The organism is Candidatus Binatia bacterium (assembly GCA_036382395.1).
Lineage (GTDB): Bacteria > Desulfobacterota > Binatia > HRBIN30 > HRBIN30 > JAGDMS01.
Genome location: DASVHW010000206.1, coordinates 1 through 1977 on the forward strand (window position 1 = coordinate 1; position 1977 = coordinate 1977).

Sequence of the window (1977 nt, forward strand, 5' to 3'; positions counted from 1 at the left end):
CGTTCAACTGCTCGGCTCCAGCGACAAGCTGAAATGGACGCGCGATAATGACGGTTTGAAGATCGAACTGCCCGCCGCGCGAACCGGAGAGTATGCCTGGGCGTTTAGGATCACGCCCACCGGGAAGTGAATATGAATAGACGAGCATTTCATCGCGCTGCGCTTGGGGTTGCCTCCGGTGCCCTCTGCCGTGGCCTCTTCGCGCAGGGTTCCGCCCCATATGAACCCACCTGGGCCTCGCTGAAGACTCACCCGGTTCCGGACTGGTATCGCAACGCCAAGTTCGGCATCTTCGTTCATTGGGGTCTGTACTCCGTGCCCGCTTGGGCTGTGCCCACTGGAGAACTGGGCAAGGTCGAGCCGGGCAAATGGTTCATCGATAACCCCTATGCCGAGTGGTACCTGAACACGTTGCGAATCGCCGGTTCGCCCACGGCGAAACACCACGCCGAGACGTACGGCAAGGATTTCGACTACTACAATTTCAGGCCGATGTTCAACAAAGCCGTGGCCGCCTGGGACCCGAATGTCATGGCCTCGCTATTTCATGGCGCCGGCGCCCGCTATGTGGTGCTCACAACCAAGCATCACGACGGCTTCACGCTGTTTCCCAGTCGCGTGAAGAACCCGCGTCACCCCGGCCTCTCGACAACCCGCGACCTCGTCGGCGATCTGGCCGCCGCTGTGCGCGGCAAAGGCATGAAGATGGGCACATACTACTCCGGCGGCCTGGATTGGACGTTTACCAGTGAACCAATCCGCAATTTTGCCGATATCCGCGCCAGGGTTCCGCAGTCGGAGGAGTACGCGCAATACGCCGACGCGCACTGGCGCGAACTGATCGAGCGTTATCGGCCCGCCGTCATGTGGAACGACATCGATTACCCCAAGGCCGGGAAGCTTCCCCAGTTGTTTGCACAGTTCTACAATACCGTTCCCGACGGCGTGATCGATAACCGGTTTGGCGTCGAGTTCGCGGACTTCACCACGCCCGAATATGCCAAGTACGACAAGATCACCGAAAAGAAATGGGAATCCTGCCGCGGCCTCGGCTTCAGCTTCGGATACAACCAGGTCGAGGGCCCCGAGCAGGTGATTGCCGCCGATAAGCTGATCGCCCTGCTCGTGGACATCGTCAGCAAGAATGGCAACCTGCTGTTGAATGTCGGTCCGAAGCCTGACGGCTCCATCTCCGAGATCCAGCTGGATCGGCTACATAAGCTCGGCGACTGGCTCGCGGTGAACGGAGAGGGCATTTTCGACACTCATCCGTGGGTACGAGCATCCCCTCCCGCCGCCAGCGGACCGCAGGTGCGCTTCACCCACAAGGGCGACTCCCTCTATGCGTTCTTCCTGGAACGTCCCGAGGCGCCGCGGGTCACCCTTCCCGGCGTCGTCGCGTCGGAAGGCACGGCGGTGCGAGTGCTGGGCGCTGGCGCCGACACCAAGTGGGAGCAGCAGGGCCGGGACGTGTTGGTGAACATCGGCCAGACCCCGGGACCGTACGCCATGGGCCTGCGAATCACGCCGGCTCCCCGCGCGCTGGACTAGCGAAGACCACGCGGACTTTTACCCTGCGCTCGAACCTCGCGCCTGGAGCGCCGCGGCCAATACGGGCAGCACGGTCCAGCCGCCGGCCTCACGATTCTCACCTACGCCTGGTCCAGAGACGTGAATGAGAACGAACCAATGGACTGGGTGCGCAGCTACGGCCGCGGGCGCGTCTACACAACCATGCTCGGCCACACCTGGCAAAACGAGGACAAGCCGAACTTTCGGTGCCGGGCCTTTCAGTGTCAGCGCCGGAATAAAACAGCAGCATTTCCGCCGGTTTAGTAGTTCAAAAGAACCGCCCCAGTGGCGGGGACGCGGTACGCACTCTACATGAGTTTCTAAATTGCCTAGCCTGCAGCGATGAGCCGCTCGACAATGGAGCGCCGTGGCATGCGAGAACTGGCTCATGGGAGAACGGGCCTG

General features: G+C 61.7%; 1 protein-coding gene. It reads left to right on the forward strand.

What is annotated here, in order from left to right; all coding sequences use genetic code 11:
• Positions 1-132: 132 nt before the first annotated feature.
• Complete coding sequence (locus tag VF515_09395; GenBank protein ID HEX7407848.1) at positions 133-1551, forward strand: alpha-L-fucosidase; 1419 nt, start codon at positions 133-135, stop codon at positions 1549-1551.
• The last annotated feature ends 426 nt before the right edge of the window (positions 1552-1977 follow it).

What these genes read in the sequence shown, in the direction of transcription:
- VF515_09395 (HEX7407848.1), top strand. Translation starts at nt 133, where the DNA reads ATGAATAGACGAGCATTTCATCGCGCTGCGCTTGGGGTTGCCTCCGGT.